Genomic DNA, 24,634 nt, shown 5'->3' on the forward strand with positions numbered 1-24,634 from the left:
CCCTCAAGATCCCGGCGCTTCCTCGCGGCTGTAAAACGGCCTCAGCAGATCGCGCATCGAGATCATCCCGACCACCTTTCCGTCCTGAGTCACGGCCAGATGACGAATCCCGTTCTCGACCATCTGCCGCCCGGCTACCTCGAGTTCGGCGTCCGCCTCGATGCTCATGAGGGGAAAACTCATCACCGCGTCCACGGTGGTGATCTGCGGACTTAACCCCTGAGCCACAACCTTGTGAACGATGTCCGTTTCGGTAATGATCCCCAAGATCTCATCCGACTCCTTGACCAGAAGGCTGCCCACGCCGTTCTTTTTCATTAAATCCGCTGTCTCTTTGATCTTGGTTTTTTTTGAGATGGTGAACACACTCTTGGCCATCATGTCCTTAACCCTGACCATAAATGCGATACGCCTCTTTTCGGAAGCGGTCCTTCTCGGAAGAAATACCGTGGAAGGCGTAATCTACAAACTTGAGGGTCGTATTGTTAACATAAAATATGGGACTTGTCAAATATTTTTTACGGTCATTTTTCGTGGTCCCGGGGCTTACATTGACAAAGCGGGGGAAGGTGTTTAAAATAATTTAAAATGCTTGTTGCACCGATGGTTACAGGACCTTGCGGGGAATCGATTTGAAAAAAATCGGGATCATTGCCAAACCCCAGAATACGCATGCCGTAAAGAAAATCCTGGATGACCTTCTCCCCTGGCTGACCCAGCAGGGAAAAGAGGTGATTTTGGACACCGACACCGGCTCGATCGCCGGCGTGGCCTCTCCTCACCAGAAATCGAAGGTTCCCTCCCTGGTCGAAATGGTGATCGTTCTGGGCGGCGATGGAACACTCTTAAGCGTCGCCCGTCTGGTCGAGGGGACCGATGTTCCAATCCTGGGGGTGAACCTCGGAGGATTGGGCTTTCTGACGGAGGTCACGGTTGAAGAATTGTTCAGCACGCTGGGCAAGATCTTCAAGAACGAATACGTCACGGACGATCGCCTGATGCTGAAGGCCGATGTTCACCGTCAAGGCGAACGGGTGGCCCAGTCCCTGGTTTTAAACGACGTCGTCATCAGCAAGGGGACCTTGGCCCGGATGATCAAACTGGAGATCTTCATCAACAGTCAGTTCGTCACCGCCTTGCGGGGAGACGGGCTGATCCTGGCCACGCCCACCGGATCAACGGCCTACTCGCTCTCGGCCGGAGGACCGATTATCTATCCCTCGGTCGAGGCCATGGTGATCACCCCCATCAGCCCGCATACCCTGACCAACCGCCCGATCGTGATACCGAACGATATCCATGTGGAAGTGGTTCTGAAAACTCGGGAGGAAGGAACGGCGGTTACGTTTGACGGTCAGGTCGGATTCTCGCTGAGGCACGAAGATGTGGTCGAGATCGGAACGGCCGAGAGTAAAATCAAATTAATTCGATCGCCCCAACGGAACTATTACGAGGTCCTTCGTCGAAAGCTGAAATGGGGTGAAGGGTAAAAGACAAGGGGGACGCCTTACGACATCCTCTTGCGATGGATGGCCGACAGCATCTGCTGGTTGGTCGGAAATTTAAACCCTTCGATGATTCCTCTCCGCTTTCCTTCCTCTTCCTCCATTTCCATGAGCAAGCAAAGATCTTCTTTACGAACCGCGTCCGGCTGTCGTTTTTCGATTAAGCGTGTCAACTTTTTGGTTCGTTCCTCGATCACCGCGGGCTCCAACGGGTCTCGGGAGGCGAGATAACGGTCCAGAACCCCGCTGCACCAATCCCCGTCCCGTTTGGCCACCCCGACCAGACCTTCGCTGGCCTTCCGGGCCCATCCGGTCAGAAAAACGCCTTCGAGGACCCGGCCGGTCTGGTCGTCGTAAGCCTGAAACAGGGACTCGTCCGGCTCGTTCCGGGTTGGATTGGGGTTGGTCAGAAAGGTGCCGTTCTTAAACGGAAGGCCGAGCGTTTCGTCCACACGGTCTCCCACCGCGAAGACGACGCTGTCGCAGGCAAATTCACGGGTGGTCTTCAACCCGACCGCGGAAAAATCCTCACCCTTCGGCTCCAGCTTCGTGTCTTCCAGTTCCAGTCCCCGAACCCGATTTTTGGAATCCGTCAAAACCCGGCGGGGAGAGGAGAGAAATCGGAAACGAAGCTCCGTGTCGCTCCCGGCCGGCTCGCATTTCGTCATTTCTTCCAACATACCGGACAGCAATTGGTCGGGGTTCTGACCCACCGCCTCCAGTCGTTGACGGATGCGGGAGAACTCCCGGCTTAGATCCTCTTGATCGATATTATCGCAGACCGCGCGAATCTCTTTCGGATTGTATTTGCGTTCCGCGGGGCCCCGCCGCGCAATGGCCGTGACCTCTTTGACCTTTTTATAACGAATCAGCCAATGGGCGATGTCGACCATCACATCGCCGATCCCGATCACGGCCACCCGCTGGCCCATATCGAACGGCTTCTGGCTGAAACCCGGCAACAAATTATAATGGTAGACGACGTCCTTGGCGTGGTAGACACCGATCGCGTCATCCCCTTCCACGCCGATCGTTTTTGTCCCCTGTGCGCCGGTGGCAAAGACCAGGGCGCTGGCCCCGATTTCATGGAGATCCGAAACCATGATGTCCTTGTTCTTACCGACCGCCACCTGGCCGAAATAATCCACATTTTCCCGATTCAGAATTTCCCAATATCCCTTTTTGAGCCCGCCGCGGAGCCGGTGTTTGGTCGGGAAAATGCCGTATTCGGCCAATCCGCCGAATTTGATGTCGCGGTTTAAAACCACAACCCGGTGGCCCGCCCTGGACATGTTATTGACGACCGCCAGCCCGGCCGGACCGGCCCCGATGACGATGATGAGGTGCGAGGAGTGATTTTTGGATGCCATTTTATCGCCGTATTATTGTTCGCTTGATCGCTTTGTATTCGCTTTTACGGAGCTTATCCCGAACCCGCTTCCGGAACTGTATGGTTTATGGCACGACAAAATCGAAGCCATTTTAGCATACCAATTCAGGGTTTGTCAAAAACTATGTTTTGCCTTTTGGGCGATCATAACTCTGGAATAAATCAGGGGGAGTTGATGAGGAGGGATAATTTTATGGTCGTCAAATACGGCGGGTGAAATGACACGGGCATTAGGTAATTCATGGTGGAGCTGGCCGGGATTGAACCGGCGACCTTCTGATTGCGAACCAGACGCTCTCCCAACTGAGCTACAGCCCCACGCAGGTTTCAAGCCATGTGCGATTACGGACCAACGACCGGTACGGTCCGATCTTTAAAAATTCGTTCAAAGCGGGGCCGATAAATCCGATCGAACAGCTCTCCGCCCTCTGGAAACAATAATAACACATCGCGCCGGGCTTCGACAATACGATGGTGGGCCTCCGCGCGCGTCGTTGTTCTCCATCGCAGGTCCGCGGCCGTCCGATCGACGATGCGTCGCAGCCGCTTGAGCTTGAACTCTTCCTCGAGCAGGTCGTCCAAATATTCGGTCACGACAGTACGGGATTCCGGATCTCTTTATCCTTGGGGCGGAGGCGCGAGGTGATCATACCCAGGTACTTATTGAGCACATGGCTTCGCGTCAGGAAACCCAGAACCGGCTTTCGGCGGATGCCCAGCCTTCGAAGCTCCGCCAGAATTCCGGGATCCTGGTTGTCGATCTTCAGGCCCTTGTACAACACATCGACCGCGCTGGAGCGGCGATTCGCCGACAAATAAACCCGTGAAAGGTTGATATAAAACTCCGAACGGTAGAATTCTTTTTTGATCGCCGTGGTGCAGTAGGTTACGGCTTCCTTGATCCGGTTTTCTCCCAGGGCCAAGGCAAGACCAAAATAGGAGAGCAATTCCGGCGGCACCGCGGAAGACGAATCCTCTTCATAGGCCGCCAACAATCGGCGAAAGTAGGACAGCGCTTCCGGATAATTCGCTTCTTTGAGATAAGCGCAACCCAGTAAAAAAGTGTCATTAAGCAACATGGCCGATAATCCTCCCGTATCAGCGAATACGCTTTATACCGACTTTTAGAGACCGATCTCGATCATGGGCGATAGGATCTTCGCCCCGGTCATTTTCGGGGCCGACTTTACGATCACCCGCCGACCCGAGACCTCCAACCTCTGTTCCGCAATATACTGTATGGCCTGCGGAAGAATCCGATGCTCTTCCTCCAGGATTCGTGCCGCCAGGGTTTCTTCGGTGTCTCCATCGTAGACCGGCACCGCCGCTTGAATGATGATCGGACCCTGATCCATCGATTCATCCACGAAATGAACGGTGCATCCCGAAACCCGGGCACCCCATTCCAACGCTTGTCGGTGGGCGTGAAGCCCGGAAAAAGCCGGCAAAAGGCTGGGATGAATGTTGATAATCCGATTCTTAAAGGGTTCGATCAATTGAGATGTAATCAAACGCATGTAACCGGCCAGGATTACCAAATCAACCTGGTGCTTGCGCAGTAGATCAACGAGGGCTTCATCATACTTTTCACGGCTCGAATAATCTTTGGGATTCAGAAAAAAGGCCGGAACCCGGCTCCGGCGGGCGTGGTCGAGGGCCGGTGCCTGCGATTTATCGCTGATGACCACCTCCACGCCAGCATCGATCTTGACGGACGAGGCGGCGTCAATGATCGCCTGAAGGTTTGAGCCGCGGCCAGAAACGAGAATCCCCAACCGAAGCTTGGATTTATTCATAGGAGACTTTTTTCTCCCCGTGGATGACCTTTCCGATTAAAAATGCCGGCTCACCCAAACTCTTGAGCCTCTCCATGGCCTGATCGGCCTGCTCGGGTCCGATGACGGCCACCATTCCGATCCCCATGTTGAAGACCCGATACATTTCATCGGTGACGATCCCGCCCTGCTTTTCGAGCCATCCAAATACGGCCGGGACGGGCCAGCTCCCCCGTTTGATCCGGGCCTGACACCCTTCTGGAAGAATGCGCGGAATATTTCCGGTGAGTCCCCCTCCGGTGATGTGGGCCAATCCCTTGACATCCACATCGCGAACCAATTGCAGGACAGATTTGACATAAATTTTGGTTGGGGTGAGAAGCTCGTCGCCCAGACGCTGGGTCCATCCGGGGATCCGATCCGTGAGCTTATGACCCGCCACCTCAAACGAAATCTTACGCGCCAGAGAAAACCCGTTGCTATGCAGACCGCTCGAGGCGAGGCCGATCAAGACATCCCCCGCTTTAATGCGGCTGCCATCAATCACCTGGCCTTTTTCGATCACGCCCACCGCAAACCCGGCAAGGTCATAGACTCCCTCCGGATAAAATGAAGGCATCTCGGCCGTCTCTCCGCCCAGCAAGGCGCATCCGGCCTGTCGACAGCCATTGACGATTCCGCGGATGATCTCCACTCCGGTCTGGGGCTGCAGTTTGCCGGTCGCGAGGTAGTCCAGAAAGAAAAGCGGCTCGGCGCCCGTTACGACCACATCGTTGACGGACATGGCCACCAGATCGATTCCGACCGTATTGTGCCGGTTCATTTCAATGGCGATCCTGAGTTTCGTTCCGACCCCGTCGGTCCCGGAAACCAGCACGGGGTCTTTATACTTTTTAGCCTCCAGTCCGAACAATCCGCCGAATCCGCCAATATCGGTCAGAACTTCCGGACGGAACGTGGAACGAACCAACGGCTTAATCGACCGGACAAACTCGTCACCGGCCTCGATGTCAACCCCGGCCCTCTTATAGGTAAGACGCGGCATGGATATGGCTGGGCCCCTAAAAATAGATTCTAATAATAATACAAGAAAAGCCGAAAAAGATCAACCTCCCCGGGGCACTAAAAACGAGCCAATCTAAAAAATTACCCCCCTCCTGTCCATGTCCGGAAATGTCGCCTCCCGGCGGGGGCATGACCCTCCGGTTGTCATTTTTAGGGAATAAACTAAAGCACGGCGAGACTTTTTTTGTTCAAAAATCCACAAACAGGTCCTTATAAAGAAAGAGGCACGGTCCCTTTCGGTACCGTGCCTCATTTTAGAAAGTATAGACTACTTCTTCTCCATCTTCATGTCCATCTTCATGTCCATCTTCATTTCCATGGCCTTGATGGATTTTGCATGTCCATTGGCATCGTCCACTTCGACATTAGCCCCGGCCTTGATATCTCCGGTCTTCTGAGTCGAATTATCAAAATGGATTCGGTGCTCCTTCCCCTCCTTGTCCTTGACGACATAAAAAGAGCCGTCGATTTTCGTCAGCTCGCCCGTAACCATTCCGGCCCAACTCATGCTGACAAAAGACAGGACCACAACCCCTACAACCAAACCCAGTAACATTCGCTTCATAATGTTTCACCCCCTCTCCGCACTACAATTAAGTCCGAACTCTGAACAACCCATATCATCATTCAACCATGCGGCAACTTTCGTCAAGTAGATTTAGCCGAAAGTCTCGCTTGCGTCACCGAGCCTGACCTATTTCTTTTTCTTAGGAGCCGTTTTGGCGGAGGATTTCGGCGACTTCTTCTGAAGTTCCGCTACCTTGGCCTTAAGGTCTCCATTCTCCTTCTCAAGGTCGGCATTCTTTTTCTTCATCTCGTCCATTTGAGCCATCGTTTGACCCATCTGGGCCTGCATCCCCGCCTTGTCTTTCGTCATCGTGTCCACCTGCTGCTTCAGCTTGGCATTTTCATCTTTCAACTGCTTTGATTCACAGCCGGACAAAACAGGCAGAAACAAGAAAGAAAAAATTACCGCTGACAGGATCATTTTCCGCATGTCATTCACCTCCTCTCTGTTTACTAATTTTCTCGTTCGTATGGTTCTCCGGGCATGCGCCGTCGCTTGATTCAGAGAGCAAAACGGTCATGAGCCATCGGACATAATAAAGCATTTTTTATGCCATTTATTAAAAATTCCCATATTGAATATTTCTTTTAATTTTAGGATATTGTGTCAAAGCTGCGAAACATTAATTAAAATACTCCATACCGCTACACCTTTTCTGAGGTCTTGTCTGCCTCATTTGCGGCAAGGATTCCGGGTTTTTTAATTCCGTGCTTTTCCAAACGGTATTGCAAGGTTTTATAGGTCAGCCCCAGTAGTTTAGCCGCTTTCATGATAATCCAGTCGGATTGCTCCATGGCCTTAAAAATCAATTCACGCTCAAGCTCATCCAGGGAGATACCTTCAGCGGGCAACTGCAGTCCGAGTCCCGTCATCGGGGACGGCAGCCGGCAGATTTCCGGAGGAAGATCGGCGACGTCGATCACCTCCTGGCCGCAAAAAAGAACCGCCCGTTCAATGGAGGACTCCAATTGACGAACATTTCCAGGCCACGAATACTCGAGCAGCTTTCGCATGGCCTCACGACTTACGCCTTGGACCGGCCTTTCCGTTTTTTGGCTGTAGATCCGGATGAAATGCTGTACCAACTCCGGGATATCCGTGCTGCGCTCACGCAACGGAGGAATTTGAATCGAAATGACATTCAACCGGTAATAGAGGTCTTCACGGAACAGATCCTTCTTGATCTCCTGATCCAGGCGCTTGTTGGTGGCCGCAATGACACGGACGTCGATGGCCGTCTCTTCGGATCCTCCGATCCGCCGGATCTGTCGTTCCTGAAGCGTGCGAAGCAACTTGCCCTGAAGATGAAGACTGAGATCGCCTACCTCGTCCAGAAAAAGGGTTCCGCCATCGGCCGCCTCGAATAGCCCGATTCGTCGGCCCGCCGCCCCCGTAAATGCACCCTTTTCGTAACCGAACAATTCGCTTTCGATCAGCGTATCGGGAATGGCGGCGCAATTAATCGCCTGAAAGGGTTTATTCTTCCTCGCGCTATTGAAATGAATGGCACGGGCCAAGAGTTCCTTTCCCGTACCGGACTCCCCGTTGATCAGGACGGTCGCGGTGCTGTTCGATATTTTCTTAACCACATCAAAAACTTCCTGCATCCGGGGATGATTTCCTATTATGTTATTTATATGAAATTTTTCTTGAAGTTGTTGTCGGAGCCGGCTGTTTTCTTTTATGAGAGAGATCTTTTCAAAGGCCCGTTTTACCGCGATCAGCAGTTCTTCCCGCTCCAGCGGTTTGGTGATGTAATCCAATGCCCCCAGCTTCATCGCCTCGACCGCCGAATCAATCGAACCGTGGGCCGTCATGATGATTACGGACGCGGACGGGTTCAACTGAAAAATCTTTTGAACGATCCCTAAGCCCTCCGTATCCGGCAGCTTCAGATCCGTCAGGACCACATCATATTCCCCGTTTTGGAATTTACCCACCGCCTCCTTTGCGGTCGAGGCAAGATCCACTTCATATTTTTCAGACCGGAGAATGAGCCCCATAATTTCACGCTGGGACCGCTCATCATCAATCACAAGGATATTGCCCGGCTTCACGCATGTACTCCTTCCATGGGAAGGGATATGGTGACGGTCGTTCCCATCCCCTTCACGCTGGCGACCCAAATGGTTCCGCCATGCTCTTCCAAAACCCGTTTTGTCAACGCCAGTCCCAGTCCGATGCCGAGTTTCTTGGTCGTAAAATAGGGTTCGAAGATCTTTTGAAGGTGGTCCGCTTCGATGCCGCAGCCGGTATCTTCAAAATGCACCAGGACTCGGCTGTTCTCGTCGTCCATTTGTGCATGAATCCGCAACACCCCCCCCTGGCTCATGGCCTGAAGCGCATTGACCGTGATGTTCACAAAACAGTTTTTGATCTGTTCCACATCGACCAACACCCGCGGAAGATCGCGAATGCCCCGAGTCTCAAATTGAACCCCTTGATCCGCTCCCTTGGGGAGGGCCAATTGGAGGACATCGGACAAAATGGCGGCCAAATCGGCCGATTGCATCTGCAGGCGAATCGGTTTCCCAAAATCAAGAAAATTTTCGATCATTCGGTTCAGCCGATGAATTTCGGTCTTGATGTTGACGACCAGTTTGTCGATTTCTTCCTTATCAATAAAACGAGCCCGATCCAACTGGACGCGCAAATGATCGATGGAGAGGTTGATCAGATTCAAGGGATTGCGGATTTCATGGGCGATCCCGGAAGCCAATTGGCCGACGGCCGAGAGATGTTCCGCATGGCGCAGGCGGCCTTCGAGGGATTTCTGCAGCCGGAGCTTTTCCACCATTTCATTGAAGCTTCGGGTCAGCTCGCCGATCTCCTCTCCGCCCCCCTGTACGACCAACGGAGTGCTCAAATCGCCGGCCGCAACGTTTTTGGCCGCTTCCACAACCTGTTTGATGGGACGGGTGTATCGCCACGCCAGATAGAACGAGAGGAAGATCCCCATCGAGAATATCGCGATATGCACGGCCAGACGTGTATAGAAGCTTCGCCGGATCAGGCGGTTAAAATCATCCATGATCATGATGATATGGACATAACCCAACTGCTCCCCACCGACAACGATCGGGACCAAAATGTTATAGGGCTTCTGGTCTTTTTTCGTTCCGGCGTCCTCTCCGATCCGTTCTGTAATGATCAGATCGCGATGCTTGGGATCCGGAGATCGCTCTTTCCGATGAGGATTTGAACTGGCGATGACTTGATTTTCGTTGCTCAGAATGGAAATTTCCTTTACCCCTTTCTTATTGAGCCGCTTGACGTAATCTCTCAAACGGGCCTCGTCCGTGGCCCCGTGCGTCGTCAGCTGTTCGACGCTGATCTGGATCGCCGTCGTCAGGTCCTCCGTGTCGGCCATGATTTCTCTGACGACCGCTTGCTCGGTCAGCCAGTAGAAGGCCAAGGAGGCCATCAAGGATAACAACAAAAGCGAGAGCATCATGAGGAGAAGCTTGGTATTGAGCCGGAGATGCTCCAAGCGATTGGAGATAGTTCTCAATGCGGATCTTACCATTCATGATCCTCCGTGAGACTTAATCCGAGACACCCGAGGACCTCCCGGAAGGGAATCCTCCCTTCGCGGATTAGGCGGGGGGGGTGAAACGTGGCATCGACAATCGTGGAACTGTTTCCGCCACTTGTCTCCCCCCCATCGACAATGAGATCGAGATGCGTGCCCAGCGTTTCATGGACCTTCGAAGCCGTAGTGGCCTCGGGGTGGCCCGAAGGGTTGGCGCTTGTGGCCGTGATGGGTTGAGCGGCGGCCCGCAGAAGCTGCAAGGCCACCGGATGGGACGGAATCCGGATGCCGATTTTTCCGGTCCCCCCCGTCAGCGCGGAGGGCAGTCGCGGGGAAGCGGCCAATAAGAGCGTCAAAGGCCCCGGCCAGAACTTTCGGATGAGATTCCAGGCCTCCGGGGAAACGGCCACGATGATCCCTTCAGCCTTTTTGATGTCGTCGACGACGATTAGGATCGGCTTTCCTGCCTCCCGCCCTTTGACGACAAAAAGCCGCTCAACCGCGGCTGAATTGAACGGGTCCACCCCCAAACCGTAGTAGGTCTCGGTCGGAAAAGCGATCATTCCACCCGAACGGATCCAATGGACGGCCTGTCCGACCGCGTCCAGAGAGGGGTCGGAATCAGGGTGCACTGGATCAATTTTGACGACCCGCCCTTTGAATCCGTCTTGCTTTGGCTTCAACTTCTTCCTCAAGTTTATCTTTATAGTTTTTAATTTTTCGTGCTAATTCCTTATCGCCCACCCCCAATATTTGAACGGCCAGGATGCCCGCATTCTTCGCCCCGGCCTTCCCGATAGCCATTGTTGCGACCGGAACCCCTCCCGGCATTTGCGCTGTCGAGAGAAGAGCGTCCAGACCGTTCAAGGAGGACGAATCGATCGGAACACCGATAACGGGCCGTGTCGTATGGGCCGCCACGGTACCGGCTAAATGGGCCGCCCCGCCTGCGCCCGCGATAAAGATCTCCACGCCCTTTTTCTCCGCCTCGGAAATATATCTCCGGGTCCAATCCGGAGAGCGGTGGGCCGAAGTAATGGCCAGTTCATGGGCCACACCGAAATTACCCAGCACCTCCGCCGCCTGTTCCATCACGGTCAAATCCGATTCACTGCCCATGACGATGCTGACCAATGGTTTTCGCAATCGATTGCCTCCTTGAACTCCCGTTTGAACAGGGGACCCCCTGCCTTGATTTACGTAATATAACCTTCCATGGTCTGTGGGTCAAGTCTTGACCGCATGGACAGGATGGGAGATAAACACCCACCCGAGGCCGCCAAGGACATTAAGCGAGGTATTCAGGATCAACCAGAGAACGGCAAAAGCCAAGGCCTGAGGGTTCGCAACCCCCGCCTGGGTCAAAAAATATACGTATGCGCCCTCTCGAACACCCAAGCCGTTCAAGCTGATCGGAACCATACCGGCCACGGTTACCAGGGGGATGAAAACAAAATAATATTCCCATGGGACGGAGACGTTCACCGCCAGACCGATGATCATGCTGATGATAACGACGGACAGTTGGATAAAAAATGAGGCCGCAAGCGATGCCGCCATGAACCGAGGATTTTCCCAGTAGCGATAGGGCAATTCATACCTCCTCAAAAAACCTGGAAATGCAAATGGGATAAAAAGACCCAGTATCAGCAAGGCCGTCGCACCCAGTATGAAGGCGGTCATCCAGACCGGGACCGTCACCGAGCCGGCCAGCGATAGGGCAAAGGAGGTGATGCACAGAAGGGCGGTCATCCCGCTGATCCGATCGGCCAGGATAGTCGTCATCGCGCGCAGGATGTCGCTGCGACCCCCGGCTAAATAGTAGCATTTTCCGAGGTCACCCCCGATCGAAGTTGGAAGAAAGAGGTTGAAAAATAAGCCGACAAAGTAAAAAGCGGCCAGGCGACCGAAGGATTGCCGATAACCCTGAACCCGCGCCATAACCTGCCAACGAAGGATTCCGACAAACTGCAGCCCGAAAAAGCTGACCCAGGCCAGCACAAAATAGCCGACATGAAGATTCTGCAGCACGTGCCCCACCGAAGGGAGATCGATTTTTGAAAACAGAAAGCCGAGTAAGCCCAGACTGACGATCGCTTTCAGAGAGGTCGTCAGCCATCGGCGAGGCCCGGGCGATGGCGGAATGGAAATCGCGATTTTAGAAATTGGTGGCCAGGACATAGCCTCCCTGCTCCGAGCGGATGATCAGCTGAGGCATGGTATCCAAGACCGGGACCAAATGGATTTGGCTCAACACCACCGCACGGCCATGAGCCGATAAAAATCGGCGCAGGTCTTCCTCCTGCTTTGACTTAAAGATGACCGCCCCTCTGCGGGCATAAAACAATATGCTGGGTTTTTTCAGCCCGAAGACCACCAGAGGTTCCTCGGGACGAATCCACCCGCGCGTTTCTTGAGTCAGGTTTCGCAACGGCACTTGAATATAGGAACTGACGGATGGAATGAAGTCGAACAGCAAGACAAATACAAAGACTCCCATCATGAGAACCAACACCATAAAACCCGCCCACTGCCTCCCGAGGCGCAGCAGCGCATAGTAGGTCATCACCCCGATCAAGGGAACCCCGGCCATGACCATCAACACCCCGTTCAACTCAATCGGCTGGGCCAGGAAGGGCGCCAAGGCTCCGAATTTTACCCGTGCCCATTCGATCCCTTGGGGAATAGACAAAATCAGGACGGCCGTAATCAGAGTCAGGCCGACCGTAAAGCCCATCGTAAGTCGGTCTTCCACCCGGACCGTTGACGGTGCCGCATCCATTCTCCGGTCCATATAACGGGCCACCCAAATGGCCAAAGCCGGAACGGCGGGTGCGATATAGCTGGGAAGTTTGGTGCCGGCCAAGGTAAAGAAAAGGAAGACGACCGCGACCCATAGCAGAAGAAACCACTCCAACGGATGGTTCGCCGGAAAGAGCCGGAGATTTTTCCATCGCTCCGATAAGTCCTTGCCGGGGAACATGGAAACAACGGAAGCGGGAAGGAACGCCACCCATGGGAAAAAACCAATCGCCAGGATTCCCAGATAATAGAACGGGGCCCCGGCATGGCCTCCGAGAACGGACGTGAACCGCTCGATATTATGGTGCAGGAAAAAAGATTTCCAAAAAGCCTCGCCGTGAAGGCGAAACATCGCCGCATACCACGGCAGGGCGATGGCGCCGAAGATCAAAATACCCCATCCCGGTCGAAGATCAAGAATCAGTTTCCATCGGGGGCCAACGGTGAGGATGAAAAGAAAAATCGTCATTCCCGGCAGAACAAGGCCGACCGGACCTTTGGTCAAAACCGCCAGGGCGGCGCCCAGATAAATCCCGACGGCCCAGAGGGCGCGCTCTGTTTTGTAGAGCAGGTAGTAACTGGCCAGCGAGACCGTGATAAAAAAAACCAAAAGCATATCGGTCAAGGCGGCATGGGATAGCGCTACCATCTCAAGATTACTGGCCAGGATGAGCATCGCCAACAATCCGGCTCTGGGGCTCGCGACCCGCCGGGTCAAACCATAGGTCACGACCAGCAGCGCGAGACCGAAGACCGCGGATGTCAATCGAGCCGCAAATTCGGACGGCCCGAAAATCTTGAAGGCCGCTCCCATGAACCAGTACAGCAGAATGGGCTTTTCGTAAAAGGGCGAGTAATTAACCTGCGGAGTGATCCAATTACCGGTCTCAACCATTTCCCGGGTGGTTTCGGCGTAAATCGCCTCGTCCAAATCAAACAGCGGCACGGCCCCGAGCTGATAGAAGAAAAGAAACCCTCCCAGCATCAGCGCCGGCCAGAAACCGGTGTTTCGGGTCATGATTTAAAGTACTCCAACTTAAGCCGCGAAGCCCACATCCCGATCAACACGCCCAAAACGGCCCCGACGAAGACGTCCGAGGCGAAATGGGCGCCGATATAAATCCGTGTAAAGGCCACGAGGACAGCGAGAGAATACCAGGCCCATTGGCCGGCCGGGTAGAAGGCGGACAGAACCGCCGCCATGGCAAAGGATGACAGGGCGTGTCCGGATGGAAGAGAGTCATGGCCGCTTTGAAAAGAAGGACCCCAATCGACGATCCCCTGATCCGCCAGTCTGGGCCGTGGCCGTCCGATCAGGTGCTTGATCGTCTGAACCGCAAGACCGGAAACCGCCAGGGCAATCAGGCTCGACACGGCGGCCTTCTTCAATTTAAGGTTTTCTCGCAGGGAGCCGATTCCGAGGAGAACGGCCGCAATAAGCGCCTGGACCCACCCGACTCCCAGCCCGGTCAGGAAATGCATGAACCTGAGCAAGACGGGATCCCGCAGACCTTTAAAGACACGGTAGATCAGGCCGTCTTCAAGAATGATTAACGGAAAAAGCCCTATAAGGATGAGCGTCCAGGTCAAACCCTTTCGGGTCATCTGCAAACGATCGGCACAATCCGAGATCGGATTAATCATCAAACCCCATCTTCTCTCGCAGAATATAAAGCGGACGGCGTTTGACTTCTTCGTAAGTTCGTCCCAGATACTCCCCCATCATTCCCAGAACAATCAGCTGGACACCGGCCAAGAAAAGGACCGCCACCATGAGTGAGCCCCACCCGTGAATGGGAAATCCCAGGAGCTCGGTCTGATTGAAGAAAAGACGCCCGAAAATCACAAACAGCCCGAAAAGAAAACTCACGACCGACACGATCAGCCCGAGATAGATCGCCACGCGCAATGGAGCAAACGAAAAAGAGGTCACCCCATCCCAGGCCAGCTTGAGCATCTTGCCGAAGGGGTATTTTGTGCTTCCGGCAAACCGTTTACTTCGTGGAAAAAGAACCCCCGTCTGGCGAAAGCCTACCCAGAGCGTCAGCCCGCGGACAAAGCGGTGACGTTCCCCAAGCGACCGAAACACGTCCACGACTTTTCGGTCCAGCAGACGGAAGTCGCCGGCATCGACCGGAAGATCAAGATTCCCGATCTTTTGCATGAGGGCGTAAAACAGACGGGCCGTGGTCCGCTTAAACCAGGTGTCCGTTTCTCGACTTTCGCGAACGCCATAAACCACCTCATATCCGTCGCGCCATTTGTCCAGCAACCGAGGGATCGTCTCGGGCGGATCCTGAAGATCCGCGTCGATCACCACAACCGCATCCCCCTTCGCGTGATCCAATCCCGCCGTCAAGGCGATCTCGTGACCGAAATTTCTGGAGAACTGCAGCACCTTGACGGATTTATCCCCCTGCATCAGTTCCGACAGAATCTTTGCGGTGCCGTCTTGGCTTCCATCATCCACAAAAATGATCTCCGTGCCCGATAAACCGCGCAGTTCTGTAAGGACCGCGTGAAGCCGCTTGTAGAATTCCTGAAGAACCGCCTCTTCATTGTAAACCGGAACCACCACGCTCAGGAGGGGTCTATCCGGAATGGTCATGTCGGCCTCCTGTCGCCTTGAGCCCTTCGAGATCCCGGGTAGCCTTGAGACCGATGTCCATCCGGCAATGCATGCCTTCAAACCGGATCCGGCTGATCGCCTCGTAGGCGAGCTCCCGGGCTTGATGAAAATCGCGCCCGCTGGCCGTTACACCCAAGACGCGTCCTCCGGCCGTCACCAAGTTTCCATCACGAAGTACCGTGCCGGCATGGAATACCACCACACCGTTCTTGGCCTCGGCCTGTTCGATCCCCCGGATCGGTCGACCGGATTCATAGGTCGCCGGATATCCTTTTGCAGTGAGAACGACGCAGACCGAAACCTTCGGACTCCAACGGGCGCGGATGCGATCCAAGGCTCCGACCGTCAAGGCCTCAAAAATTTCCACCAGATCGCTTTCAAGTCGGGTTAAGATCACTTGGGTCTCGGGATCTCCGAAACGAGCGTTGTACTCCAAAACCTTCGGGCCGTTTTGGGTCAGCATCAGACCCGCATACAGTATCCCTTGAAACGGCCGTCCCTCTTTGGCCAACCCGTCGATAGTGGGTCGGACGATTTCCCGAAGGACTTGTTCCTGCAGAGCTTCCGAAAGAACGGGCGCGGGTGAATAGGCGCCCATGCCGCCCGTGTTGGGACCCTGATCGTGATCAAAAATGCGTTTATGATCCTGCGACGTTACCATCGGGACGATCGACTTTCCATCGGTGAAGACCAGGAAAGAGGCCTCTTCGCCTTCCAAGCGCTCCTCCAACAAAATCTGATTTCCGGCTTCACCGAATGTTTTCCGCCGCATGATCAGGTCGATCGCCTGAATCGCCTCGGTCTCATCCTGCGCCATGATGACCCCTTTGCCGGACGCCAGCCCGTCCACCTTAACCACGATAGGACCCCTGTGATCTTTGGCATACTGCATCGCCGGTTCCGGTTCGCGAAAAACCCGGGCATGAGCGGTGGGAATCCGATGGCGTTCCATGAACGATTTAGAGAAGGCCTTGCTGGATTCGATCTCCGCCGCGGACTTGGACGGCCCGACGATCCGGAGTCCGGCTTGGCGAAAACAGTCCGCGATCCCCATCGTCAAGGGTCCCTCCGGACCCACGACGGTTAAATCAATCGCCTGGCTTATTGCAAAATCCAGGAGGCCGTTCAAGTCTTCTGCGGGGAGGGGGACACAACGGGCGTGACGGCCAATCCCGGGATTGCCGGGTGCGCAATAGAGCATTTCCACCCTGGGGCTCTGGGCCAACTTCCAGACCAGGGCATGCTCCCGACCGCCGCTTCCAATGACGAGGATTTTCATGGATGAAATTTTGGGCGTACCGTTGTAGGGGCAGGCCCCCGTGCTGGCCCTCTGGACGGGCAACCCCAGGGGGTCGTCCCCACGAAATCACGCGAGGGTCTCTCAGAAAACCAAAAAATTAATGTCTAAAATGACGCATGCCGGTCATCACCATGGCCATGTCGTGTTCATCGGCGGCCCGGATGACCTCTTCATCCTTGATCGACCCCCCGGGCTGGATGACCGCCCTGACGCCCGCTTTCGCGGCCTCGTCCAAACCATCGCGAAAAGGGAAGAAGGCGTCCGAGGCCATCACGGTTCCGGCCAGCGGGGATTGCGCTTTCATCATGGCAATTTTCACCGAATCGACCCGGCTCATCTGTCCGGCACCGATTCCGATCGTCTGGCCCGGTCGCGCATAAACGATGGCGTTTGACTTGACATGCTTGCAGACAATCCAGGCAAAGGCCATGGCTTCGTACTCTTCATCCGTGGGTTTGCGCTTCGTGACGACCTTCAGTTTTCTCAGATCCTCGATCCGGCCCAGGTCGCGGTCCTGTAAAATCAACCCCCCGACGACCCGCTTGATGTCCATCTCGCCTCGTCGTTCCCAAGTCACTTTCAAATCAGGGCCGACATCCAGCAGACGAAGATCCTTCTTCTTTTTAAACACGTCCAGGGCGCCGCGTTCAAAGCCGGGGGCGATCACGATCTCGACAAACATCCTGGCGATCTCTTCCGCCGTCTCGACATCCACAGGGCGGTTGAAAGCGATGACCCCGCCGAAGGCCGACACCGGATCCGTGGCCCGGGCCTTCGTGTAGGCTTCGAGGATTGTTTCTCCGGTGGCCACCCCGCACGGGTTGTTGTGCTTGATGATCACGGCCGCCGTCTCGTTAAATTCCTTCACGAGCTCCAGGCCGGCGTTGGCGTCCAGAAAATTATTGAAGGACATCGCCTTGCCGTGCAGTTGTTTGGCCGTCGACACCGAAGGCTCGGAGAGCTGGAACTCGCGATAGAAAGCGGCCTGCTGGTGCGGATTCTCCCCGTAACGGAGATCCTCGACCTTCTCAAACTGCAGCGTGAAGATGCCGGGAAATCGTACGCGATCCGGTTCTTTCCCTTGGTTCTCAAGATAGGAGGAGATCACGCTGTCATAACGGGCGGTGTGGTTGAAGACTTTTTTCGCAAGTCCCAGACGCGTTTCCCGGGAAATCGTCCCGTTGTGGCTTCGAAGCTCTTCCAACACTTTCGGATAATCACGGGGGTCGACGATGACCGTCACGTGCTCGAAGTTTTTGGCCGAGGACCGCAGCATGGCCGGTCCGCCGATGTCGATGTTCTCGATCGCCTCTTCGAAACGGACGTTCGGCTTGGCCACGGTCGCTTCGAAGGGATAGAGATTCACCGCGACGAGATCGATCGGCTCCAGGCCCTGCTGCTTCATTTGGGCCACATGCGTCGGATCGTCCCGTTTCGCCAAGAGTCCGCCGTGAATCTTGGGATGAAGCGTCTTGACGCGGCCGTCCAGCATCTCCGGAAAGCCGGTGAATTCAGCCACATCCTTGACCGGAATGCCCGCCTCTTTTAATGTCTTGGCCGTTCCCCCGGTGGAGAGGATCTCGACCCCCAGCGCGGCCAGCCCCTTGGCCAACTCGACCACGCCTTCTTTATTCGACACGCTGATTAATGCCCGTTGAATCTTCATTTTTTTCCTCGATGATATTGATCTACCCCGCGCTGAACCAATACCGCAAACCGATTGCGAAGATGCCCAGGGCGACCGCCAGGGCCGTTCCGTCTTCGCTGTTTTCATAAAACCATTTCCGTTCCCACCGACCGGTTCCCCGTCCCGGATAGGGGTGAAGGCTTGGCAGATAATCCGGAACGGCCCGATCATAATCGTCCCAGGCCTGACCGAAATGCTCGCGCAACCTTTTCCCTTCGCGTTTCTTTTTGAACGGAGCATAGTAAACAAAAAAAATCGCCAGACCCATGACGAGAAGATAAAGGTTCCGGGCCATGAGGCAGAATCCGATCAGGATCAAAAGCGTCCCAAGATAGAGCGGATTCTTCACATAAGCGTAGGGCCCGGTAGTCGTGACCTCTTTGGTTTTTTTTAAATGGCCCGCGGCCCAGACCCGTAACGCTTCTCCAGCGAGAACGATCAGGAGACCCGGAATAAACCCGCCGAGGGTCGGACGGGCGAAGATGATCAGAAGGATCAGGGCGAGATAGACCGGGACTGTTTTTATCGTTACGCGCTTGTATCGCTCGGCCAAGGGTGTCGCCACGTTCTCTCCGTATACTAGGGGCTCGCGACGTCCCCTCCACCCGCGAAGAGGGGGGAGCCCCCCCTCGCCCGCTTGGCTCGCTGGATTCGGACAAGGGAAACCTGAACCTCACTTGAATCCGCATAGCGAGCGCGATTTCCGCCTGTGAAGGCGGATCGGCGAGCGAATAAAAAAATATAGACTTTTTCCCCACGGATCGAAGAACCCTCGGCTGGGTAGCCGGGGTTCTTCAAAAGTGTCGGTAGAATACCAGATACCCGGCGGAAATTCAAGGAGGAATTGATTCCCCCGTCCATTTATGCGGCTCTCGGACGCCGCTCGGGATCAAGGGCATCACGCAGGGCGTCGCCCAGGACGTTGAAGGCGACCATCGTCAGAAACAAAACAAGGCTCGGGAACAAAATCAGATGGGGATAGTACTTCATCGCGCTCCAGCCCTCGTTCGCCATGCTGCCCCAGCTGGCAAACGGGGGCGCGATTCCGAGGCCGATAAAACTCAAGGTGGATTCGGCCAGGATCGCGGCCGGTATGCGGAATGTCAGGGTCACGATCAGCACGCCCAGCGTATTGGGAAGAATATGGACGAGCAGGATCCGGTGATGCGGCGCGCCGACGGCGCGGGCGGCCTCCACATAGCTGAACTCCCGCAGCCTCAAGACCTCTCCTCGAATGATCCGCGCCACCGTCACCCAGCTCACGAGGCTTAAGGCCAGAAATATCCCCAGTACCCCCCGTCCGATCGTCACCGTGATCAGAATAATCAACAGGAGGTCCGGCAGCGCATAGACCAGATCCACGAACCGCATGAGGAGGTTGTCCGTTCTTCCTCCCACGTATCCGGACGCGGCGCCGTAAACCGTGCCGAACATCACAGCAAACAGCGCCGTAAAGACCCCGACCGCCATGGACATCCGCGCGCCGAAAAGCAATCGGGAAAAAAGGTCCCGTCCGAGACGGTCCGTACCCATCCAGTGTTGCGGACTCGGGCCCTGAAGGATGGAATGGGTATCCTGCTGATCGTATGGATAGGGCGCCAGCCATGGAGCGGCCAGCGCCGCCACCCCGATCAACAGGATAAATCCCCCGCTGATGAGGATTCTGGAATGGGATCGAATGAATCGCTGAACCGTCATGAGATTCCGCACGCGGGACCCGGAATTCCGCCGGCCCGTCTCCGCCACCCTCTAATGATCCCTAATCCGCATCCTCGGATCCAACCATATATAAACCAGGTCCACCACGATGTTCGCCGCCACAATCAGCACGGCGTAGATCAGCGTCACCCCCATGATCAGCGGGTAATCACGATTGGTTACGGCCGTGATAAAATATCGACCCATTCCCGGAACCGAAAAGATAAATTCAACCACAAAGGACCCGGTGACCAGCGTCGCCGTCAACGGACCGAGGAAGGATACCACCGGAGTGATCGAATTTTTCAGGGCATGCTTGAAGAGTACCCGCCGCTCGCCGAAACCCTTGGCCCGGACGGTCCGTATGAAATCCTTATTTAGAACTTCCAGCATGCTCGACCGGGTCAACCTCGCGATATAGGCCGCGGGCAACAGGGCCAGGGTGACGGCGGGAAGGACACTGTAACGCCATCCCTCCCAAAGCGCCGCCGGAAACAGGTGAAGACGGTAACTGAAAATCAAGATGAGGAACGTGCCGATGACAAAACTCGGCACCGAAATCCCGGCCGTGGCCAGAAACATGGCGGCGTGGTCCATCCAGGAAAGCGGCCGTGCGGCCGCAAGGATCCCGGCGCCGACACCCAGGAGGATCGAAATCAAAACGGCCCAAAGGCCGAGTTGCATCGAAACCGGAAAGGTCTCCCGGATCATGTCGTTCACATTCCGTCCGAGATATTTATACGAGGGCCCGAAGTCCCCCCGCAGGAGGTCTCCAAGATAAAAAACATACTGGGTTAAAACGGGCCGATCCAAATGGTATTTGGAATCGACATTCGCCCGGATTTCGGGCGGCAGTGATTTTTCCTGGTCAAAGGGTCCTCCGGGGATCACATGCATCAGAACGAAGGTCGCCGTGGCCACCAGCCATAGCACGGGGATTCCCCAGGCCAATCTCTTCAGAGTATATCCTATCAAGGTTTCTCCAGGCGGACGTCCTTCAACTCGAGCAGCTCGAGGGGATTGATTCGAAGTCCGCGGACGTAAGGTTTGATCACCCAGTTCTGGGTCGCCACGAAGAGCGGCATGATCGCCGCATCCGTTTCAAGAAGTATTCGCTGGGCTTCATCGTAGGCCTTCTGCCTGTGGACAGGGTCGGAATCGGCCGAGGCGGATCGGATCAGCTCATCGTACCGATCGTTTCTCCACCGGGTCCGATTGTTCCCGCTGGTCGAGGTGAACAAATTCATGAAATTATCCGGATCGGGATAATCGGCTCCCCACCCCAGGCGGAACAAGGGCGGCGGGTCCGTCTGAAGCTGCTTGAGATAGACCTTCCATTCCTGGTTGTCCAGCCGGACTTCCACGCCCAGGTTCCGTTTCCATTGCGCCTGGAGATTCTCGGCGATCAGGCTGTTTTCCGGGCTGGTATTGAAAACCGCCGTGACGGTCGGGAAACCCCGCCCGTCCGGAAAACCCGCCCCGGCCAGCAGCCTTCGCGCGGCTTCGGGATCGAAGGGCAGACCGATCGCGGGGTTATGGTAGGGCATTCCCGGAGGAACCCAGAAGGTCGCCGGGATCTCGCCCCGTTTCAGGATGGCGGGAAATTCCGTACGGTCGATCGCCATTGAAAAGGCGCGACGGATTCGGGGATCCGTGAATGGCGCCTTCTGCACATTAAAGCCGTAATAATATCCGCGGAGGATAGGGGCCGTTACATATTCGGACCTCCCGCGGTAGGTGGCCATCGCCTCGGGCGGAACCGTGGCCATTTCCAGATCACCGGTCTCGTAAAGGGTCAACGCGGTCGTGGTTTCATTGACGACGAACAGGGTCACCTTCCTCAGTGCGGGTTCGGGTCCGTAGTAATAGGGGTTTGGAGACAAGGTGAGCTTATATTCGTGCCGCCATTCGCCCAGCATGAAAGGGCCGTCGGTCACGATCCGGCCCGGCTCGGTCCATCTCTCACCGAATTTCTCGACGATATCGCGGCGCATGGGGAAGGTGACCATGAACGTGGTGATGCTCGGGAAAAAAACGATCGGTTTTCTCAGACGGACCTCAAGCGTCCGCTTGTCCAGCGCGCGGACCCCGACCGAGTCCGGTCGATCCGCCTTTCCGGTGTTATAATCCTCGGCGCCCTCGATGTCGTACAGAAAGTAGGCGTACTCCGCAGCGGTTTTCGGATTCAAGAGGCGCTTCCAGGAATACTCGAAATCTCCGGCCGTGACCGGTTCTCCGTCGCTCCAGCGGGCGTCTTCACGAAGGTGAAAAAGATAGGTGCGGCCATCGGGTGAGACGTCCCAGGAACGGGCCACGGCCGGGCGCGGACGGAGATGTTCGTCATATTCCGTGAGACCTTCCATCAGGTTGATCAAAACGTCGAACGAAACGCTGTCGGTGGCCAGATTCCAATCGAGCGTGGGCGGTTCGTTCGAAAGCGTCATCCGAAAGGTCGATCCATCCAAGGCCCGGGGGGCGCGCGCCCCGGCGCGGACAAACACGACAGCCAACACCAGTCCAACGATCACGGTCCCTGTGATGATTCTTCGCTCCATCGGCAACCGATTATTTGGAAGGATTGAAATCCTCCGCCTGATTATATATGATGCCGTTTCAAAATACTATTTATTAGGGGCTCAAGTCGCGGCCAATCGTGTCTGGGGCCCGTGCGGCGCTGTCTATCCTCCGTCGCCCCCGGACCCCGCGCTCAGACCGGCGAAGCCGGAGAAAGCCTCCCCTCCCCGCTCGCCTGGACTGCCGGGAAGGTCCAAGGACAGGGCGGGGAGGAATTGACCCAAGAGGAAAATGATGAAACCCGGAGTCTTTCTCACACGCGTTTTGCCGCCGCCCGTGATGCAGCGGCTGAAAACCCAGTTCGATCTGAAATATAACCTCCATGACCGTCCGCTGACCAAACCGGAACTGATAAGAGGGATGCAGGGAAGACCGGCGTTGATTTCAATGCTATCGGACCCGATCGACGCCGAGGTGATCGCGAGCCATTCCGGATTGAGGGTCATCGCTAATTATGCCGTAGGTTACAACAACATCGACATGAAAGCGGCCGCGGCCCGGCGAATCACCGTCACGAACACGCCGGGCGTGCTCACGGAGGCCACCGCCGATCTGACCTGGTCTTTGATCTTGAGTCTCGCAAGGCGCGTCGTGGAAGGCGACCGTCTCGTCCGCACCGGCCGATGGACGGGATGGAATCCCACTCAGCTTCTGGGAACGCAGGTCTCCGGAAAGATCTTGGGGCTTATCGGAATGGGACGGATCGGCCGGGCCGTCGCCGAGAGAGCCGCCGGCTTCGGCATGCGCCTGCTCTATCACAACCGCCGGCGCTTACCCAAGCCCATCGAGAAAAATCTTCACGTTACCTACCGGTCGCTCCCGCGACTGCTCGCAGCCGCCGATTTCGTCAGCTTGCACGTCCCGCTCACGTCCGGAACCCGTCACCTGATCAATCGCCGGGCATTCGACCGCATGAAGAAAACGGCCCTTCTCATTAACACGGCCAGGGGTCCCGTGGTGGACGAAAAGGCCCTTGTAACGGCATTAAAGAACGGGAAAATAGCCGGGGCCGGACTGGATGTTTTCGAAGAAGAACCCGCGGTTCAAAGAGCCCTTCTGTCTCTGCAGAATGTCGTATTGCTGCCCCATCTCGGCAGCGCCACGGTCGAGACCCGAGTTCGAATGGGTTGGGTGGTGATCGAAAATATTCATGCGGTTTTGAAAGGAAAACCGGCGCCCAACGCGGTCCGCTAGCGAGCAGGAAACGGACCTTTTTTATGTGTCCGCCAGTTTCAGATCGACAGAAATCTCACGGATCATGTCATGATCGATCCGATCTTTTTTCCGAAGGTAGCCTTCCAACAGGGCATTGTCGCATACGGTGTTGATGAGTCGGGGAATCCCCTTGGCATACTGATGAACCGCCGAGTACGCCGTTTTGGTAAAGATTTCCTTTTTGCAGCCGGCGATTTGGAGGCGGTACCTCACATAATCCTCGGATGACTCTTCGGTGAAGGCCTGAAGGTGATAACGGATCGCCACCCGCTGTCTCAACGGTTCATCCAGGGCGAGATGTTGATCCACTTCCGGGAGGCCGAAAAGGATGAAGGTGATCAATTTGTGGCCGTCCAATTCGATATTCAGTATGCCGCGAAACTCTTCCATGACCTCCCGAGTTTGAAGCATCTGGGCTTCGTCGATCAGGACAACGGCCTTTTTCTTTTTATCATGAATCTCGGCCAGGCGGTTATATAACTGCCCGAGGAGATCGGTCTTCGCCTCGGCCGGCTTCTGAACGCCCAACTGAACCGAAATTTTACGGAGAAGCCATTCGGAGGTTACCGAGCTGTGGATGACAATCAAGAGGGCCGATTCGTAATTGTTTTCATCCAGTTCATCCAGAAGCCTACGGGCCAGCGTGGTCTTCCCGGCGCCGACATCCCCGACCAGCAAGGCCAGGCCTTTCCGCTGCTCGGCCGCGTATTTGAGTCGGATCAACGCTTCGGCATGCGGCTTGCTGTTGTAATAGAACCGATTGTCTACCGAATTCGAGAAGGGTTCTTCCTTCAGGTTATAATGTTCAAGGTAGCTCACGGACCGTGGTTTCCTTTAAAATAATTCCCCAGTGAACATAGCCACCGAGAGTGGGGGGCCCGGTCAGCCTCAACC

Annotated in this window: 25 protein-coding genes and 1 tRNA gene; 2 read left to right on the forward strand and 24 right to left on the reverse strand. The window is 55.4% G+C overall.

Annotated elements, in window-relative coordinates:
• Positions 1–3 precede the first annotated feature (3 nt).
• Complete coding sequence (locus VMN77_08890) at positions 4–381, reverse strand: CBS domain-containing protein (GenBank protein ID HTN43895.1); 378 nt, start codon at positions 379–381, stop codon at positions 4–6.
• Positions 382–632: 251 nt separating this feature from the next.
• Here VMN77_08890 and VMN77_08895 point away from each other — a divergent pair, with 251 nt between their 5' ends.
• Positions 633–1,490, forward strand: coding sequence for an NAD(+)/NADH kinase (locus tag VMN77_08895; GenBank protein ID HTN43896.1), 858 nt, complete (start codon positions 633–635; stop codon positions 1,488–1,490).
• Positions 1,491–1,507: 17 nt separating this feature from the next.
• On the opposite strand, the gene VMN77_08900 is transcribed toward VMN77_08895, so the two are convergent.
• From VMN77_08900 to VMN77_09005, 22 genes are all read right to left on the reverse strand, one after another.
• Entirely contained in the window at positions 1,508–2,875 is a 1,368-nt protein-coding gene (locus VMN77_08900; GenBank protein ID HTN43897.1) for an FAD-dependent oxidoreductase, read from the reverse strand.
• A 262-nt stretch (positions 2,876–3,137) separates the two neighbouring features.
• Positions 3,138–3,213: transfer RNA gene (locus VMN77_08905), tRNA-Ala, on the reverse strand.
• Positions 3,214–3,237: 24 nt separating this feature from the next.
• Entirely contained in the window at positions 3,238–3,489 is a 252-nt protein-coding gene (locus tag VMN77_08910) for a hypothetical protein (protein HTN43898.1), read from the reverse strand.
• Positions 3,486–3,974, reverse strand: coding sequence for a hypothetical protein (locus VMN77_08915; GenBank protein ID HTN43899.1), 489 nt, complete (start codon positions 3,972–3,974; stop codon positions 3,486–3,488). Before VMN77_08915 ends, VMN77_08910 begins: the two co-directional genes overlap by 4 nt.
• A gap of 45 nt (positions 3,975–4,019) precedes the next feature.
• Positions 4,020–4,691 carry a phosphoribosylglycinamide formyltransferase gene (purN, locus tag VMN77_08920; GenBank protein HTN43900.1) on the reverse strand — a complete coding sequence of 224 codons (672 nt, stop codon included), beginning with the start codon at positions 4,689–4,691 and terminating at the stop codon, positions 4,020–4,022.
• On the reverse strand, positions 4,684–5,715 hold the full coding sequence (purM, locus tag VMN77_08925) for a phosphoribosylformylglycinamidine cyclo-ligase (GenBank protein HTN43901.1): 1,032 nt from the start codon (positions 5,713–5,715) through the stop codon (positions 4,684–4,686). Before purM ends, purN begins: the two co-directional genes overlap by 8 nt.
• Before the next feature lie 288 nt (positions 5,716–6,003).
• Complete coding sequence (locus VMN77_08930) at positions 6,004–6,300, reverse strand: hypothetical protein (GenBank protein HTN43902.1); 297 nt, start codon at positions 6,298–6,300, stop codon at positions 6,004–6,006.
• A gap of 129 nt (positions 6,301–6,429) precedes the next feature.
• Entirely contained in the window at positions 6,430–6,732 is a 303-nt protein-coding gene (locus tag VMN77_08935; protein ID HTN43903.1) for a hypothetical protein, read from the reverse strand.
• A gap of 215 nt (positions 6,733–6,947) precedes the next feature.
• Positions 6,948–8,360, reverse strand: coding sequence for a sigma-54 dependent transcriptional regulator (locus tag VMN77_08940; GenBank protein ID HTN43904.1), 1,413 nt, complete (start codon positions 8,358–8,360; stop codon positions 6,948–6,950).
• Positions 8,357–9,829, reverse strand: a complete 1,473-nt coding sequence (locus tag VMN77_08945; protein HTN43905.1) for an ATP-binding protein — start codon at positions 9,827–9,829, stop codon at positions 8,357–8,359. The genes VMN77_08940 and VMN77_08945 overlap by 4 nt, the downstream gene beginning before the upstream one ends.
• Positions 9,823–10,518, reverse strand: a complete 696-nt coding sequence (locus tag VMN77_08950; protein ID HTN43906.1) for an L-threonylcarbamoyladenylate synthase — start codon at positions 10,516–10,518, stop codon at positions 9,823–9,825. Before VMN77_08950 ends, VMN77_08945 begins: the two co-directional genes overlap by 7 nt.
• A complete protein-coding gene (gene purE, locus VMN77_08955) occupies positions 10,472–10,981 on the reverse strand; it encodes a 5-(carboxyamino)imidazole ribonucleotide mutase (protein ID HTN43907.1) in 510 nt (169 codons plus the stop codon). Before purE ends, VMN77_08950 begins: the two co-directional genes overlap by 47 nt.
• A gap of 81 nt (positions 10,982–11,062) precedes the next feature.
• Complete coding sequence (locus VMN77_08960; protein ID HTN43908.1) at positions 11,063–12,016, reverse strand: lysylphosphatidylglycerol synthase transmembrane domain-containing protein; 954 nt, start codon at positions 12,014–12,016, stop codon at positions 11,063–11,065.
• Complete coding sequence (locus VMN77_08965) at positions 11,994–13,655, reverse strand: glycosyltransferase family 39 protein (GenBank protein HTN43909.1); 1,662 nt, start codon at positions 13,653–13,655, stop codon at positions 11,994–11,996. Before VMN77_08965 ends, VMN77_08960 begins: the two co-directional genes overlap by 23 nt.
• A complete protein-coding gene (locus VMN77_08970; protein ID HTN43910.1) occupies positions 13,652–14,281 on the reverse strand; it encodes a phosphatase PAP2 family protein in 630 nt (209 codons plus the stop codon). The genes VMN77_08965 and VMN77_08970 overlap by 4 nt, the downstream gene beginning before the upstream one ends.
• A complete protein-coding gene (locus VMN77_08975) occupies positions 14,274–15,245 on the reverse strand; it encodes a glycosyltransferase family 2 protein (GenBank protein ID HTN43911.1) in 972 nt (323 codons plus the stop codon). Before VMN77_08975 ends, VMN77_08970 begins: the two co-directional genes overlap by 8 nt.
• The gene (gene purD / locus VMN77_08980) at positions 15,229–16,608 is read right to left on the reverse strand and encodes a phosphoribosylamine--glycine ligase (protein HTN43912.1); all 1,380 of its coding nucleotides are present in this window, start codon (positions 16,606–16,608) and stop codon (positions 15,229–15,231) included. The genes VMN77_08975 and purD overlap by 17 nt, the downstream gene beginning before the upstream one ends.
• A 55-nt stretch (positions 16,609–16,663) precedes the next feature.
• Positions 16,664–18,232, reverse strand: coding sequence for a bifunctional phosphoribosylaminoimidazolecarboxamide formyltransferase/IMP cyclohydrolase (purH, locus tag VMN77_08985; GenBank protein ID HTN43913.1), 1,569 nt, complete (start codon positions 18,230–18,232; stop codon positions 16,664–16,666).
• A 22-nt stretch (positions 18,233–18,254) separates the two neighbouring features.
• Complete coding sequence (locus VMN77_08990; protein HTN43914.1) at positions 18,255–18,818, reverse strand: isoprenylcysteine carboxylmethyltransferase family protein; 564 nt, start codon at positions 18,816–18,818, stop codon at positions 18,255–18,257.
• Between the two features lie 296 nt (positions 18,819–19,114).
• Positions 19,115–19,951 carry an ABC transporter permease gene (locus VMN77_08995; GenBank protein HTN43915.1) on the reverse strand — a complete coding sequence of 279 codons (837 nt, stop codon included), beginning with the start codon at positions 19,949–19,951 and terminating at the stop codon, positions 19,115–19,117.
• Between the two features lie 51 nt (positions 19,952–20,002).
• A complete protein-coding gene (locus VMN77_09000) occupies positions 20,003–20,926 on the reverse strand; it encodes an ABC transporter permease (protein HTN43916.1) in 924 nt (307 codons plus the stop codon).
• Positions 20,923–22,506: a peptide ABC transporter substrate-binding protein gene (locus tag VMN77_09005; protein ID HTN43917.1), complete on the reverse strand. Its 1,584-nt coding sequence runs from the start codon at positions 22,504–22,506 to the stop codon at positions 20,923–20,925. The genes VMN77_09000 and VMN77_09005 overlap by 4 nt, the downstream gene beginning before the upstream one ends.
• A gap of 250 nt (positions 22,507–22,756) precedes the next feature.
• Between VMN77_09005 and VMN77_09010 the strand changes: the two genes are divergently transcribed.
• A complete protein-coding gene (locus tag VMN77_09010; GenBank protein HTN43918.1) occupies positions 22,757–23,719 on the forward strand; it encodes a D-glycerate dehydrogenase in 963 nt (320 codons plus the stop codon).
• Between the two features lie 21 nt (positions 23,720–23,740).
• On the opposite strand, the gene VMN77_09015 is transcribed toward VMN77_09010, so the two are convergent.
• Positions 23,741–24,559, reverse strand: coding sequence for an AAA family ATPase (locus VMN77_09015; protein ID HTN43919.1), 819 nt, complete (start codon positions 24,557–24,559; stop codon positions 23,741–23,743).
• Positions 24,560–24,634 lie beyond the last annotated feature (75 nt).

The sequence above is a fragment of the Nitrospiria bacterium genome (assembly GCA_035498035.1).
GTDB lineage: Bacteria > Nitrospirota > Nitrospiria > JACQBZ01 > JACQBZ01 > JACQBZ01.

Bases quoted from the DNA above. Each gene is read 5' to 3' on its own strand.
- VMN77_08890 (HTN43895.1), bottom strand. From the start codon at position 381: ATGATGGCCAAGAGTGTGTTCACCATCTCAAAAAAAACCAAGATCAAA.
- VMN77_08900 (HTN43897.1), bottom strand. From the start codon at position 2,875: ATGGCATCCAAAAATCACTCCTCGCACCTCATCATCGTCATCGGGGCC.
- VMN77_08915 (HTN43899.1), bottom strand. From the start codon at position 3,974: ATGTTGCTTAATGACACTTTTTTACTGGGTTGCGCTTATCTCAAAGAA.
- purN (HTN43900.1), bottom strand. From the start codon at position 4,691: ATGAATAAATCCAAGCTTCGGTTGGGGATTCTCGTTTCTGGCCGCGGC.
- purM (HTN43901.1), bottom strand. From the start codon at position 5,715: ATGCCGCGTCTTACCTATAAGAGGGCCGGGGTTGACATCGAGGCCGGT.
- VMN77_08930 (HTN43902.1), bottom strand. From the start codon at position 6,300: ATGAAGCGAATGTTACTGGGTTTGGTTGTAGGGGTTGTGGTCCTGTCT.
- VMN77_08935 (HTN43903.1), bottom strand. From the start codon at position 6,732: ATGCGGAAAATGATCCTGTCAGCGGTAATTTTTTCTTTCTTGTTTCTG.
- VMN77_08945 (HTN43905.1), bottom strand. From the start codon at position 9,829: ATGGTAAGATCCGCATTGAGAACTATCTCCAATCGCTTGGAGCATCTC.
- VMN77_08960 (HTN43908.1), bottom strand. From the start codon at position 12,016: ATGTCCTGGCCACCAATTTCTAAAATCGCGATTTCCATTCCGCCATCG.
- VMN77_08965 (HTN43909.1), bottom strand. From the start codon at position 13,655: ATGACCCGAAACACCGGTTTCTGGCCGGCGCTGATGCTGGGAGGGTTT.
- VMN77_08970 (HTN43910.1), bottom strand. From the start codon at position 14,281: ATGATTAATCCGATCTCGGATTGTGCCGATCGTTTGCAGATGACCCGA.
- VMN77_08975 (HTN43911.1), bottom strand. From the start codon at position 15,245: ATGACCATTCCGGATAGACCCCTCCTGAGCGTGGTGGTTCCGGTTTAC.
- purH (HTN43913.1), bottom strand. From the start codon at position 18,232: ATGAAGATTCAACGGGCATTAATCAGCGTGTCGAATAAAGAAGGCGTG.
- VMN77_08995 (HTN43915.1), bottom strand. From the start codon at position 19,951: ATGACGGTTCAGCGATTCATTCGATCCCATTCCAGAATCCTCATCAGC.
- VMN77_09005 (HTN43917.1), bottom strand. From the start codon at position 22,506: ATGGAGCGAAGAATCATCACAGGGACCGTGATCGTTGGACTGGTGTTG.
- VMN77_09010 (HTN43918.1), top strand. From the start codon at position 22,757: ATGATGAAACCCGGAGTCTTTCTCACACGCGTTTTGCCGCCGCCCGTG.